This is a genomic window from Cellulomonas bogoriensis 69B4 = DSM 16987 (assembly GCF_000767165.1).
In the GTDB taxonomy this organism is placed as follows: Bacteria; Actinomycetota; Actinomycetes; order Actinomycetales; family Cellulomonadaceae; genus Actinotalea; species Actinotalea bogoriensis.
This window is the reverse complement of record NZ_AXCZ01000486.1, coordinates 1-360: the sequence shown is the minus strand read 5'-3', so window position 1 is coordinate 360 and position 360 is coordinate 1. Positions and strand designations below refer to the sequence as shown.

Here is a 360-nt window from a genome sequence, read left to right as displayed (position 1 = left end):
GGTCGACGTACCGGTCGACTCCCGGTGAAGACCCTGGTCATCGAAGGGCTCCGTCCATGGATCTCGCCCGTGGGCATCGAACTCCGATGGCAGCCGTTCGGCGGCGTACTCCATTTCCGCGGACAGGCGGGTTAGGGCTCGCTGAGCAGCCTCGTCACGGGCTTGGCGCATAGCCGTGTTGCGACGTTCGATCTCCTGGTCGGCCGCGAGCGTGCCACCAGCCAAAGCCCCGGCTAGACCAAACGTCGCCCCGGCAGCTGTCAGGTTCCGCCGGACCCGGAACTCCTCCTCGGGGGAGATCCGGTCCGGGGGCAGCTGGTGGTAAGCCTCTTGGGCGGCCATCAGCGCGCTACGTGCGTC

1 protein-coding gene is annotated in these 360 nt (G+C 67.8%); it reads right to left on the bottom strand.

What is annotated here, in order from left to right:
- Positions 1 to 342, bottom strand: a 342-nt coding sequence (locus N869_RS18675; RefSeq protein WP_232229901.1) for a hypothetical protein, incomplete at its 3' end; no start/stop codon positions are given.
- Between the last annotated feature and the right edge of the window lie 18 nt (positions 343 to 360).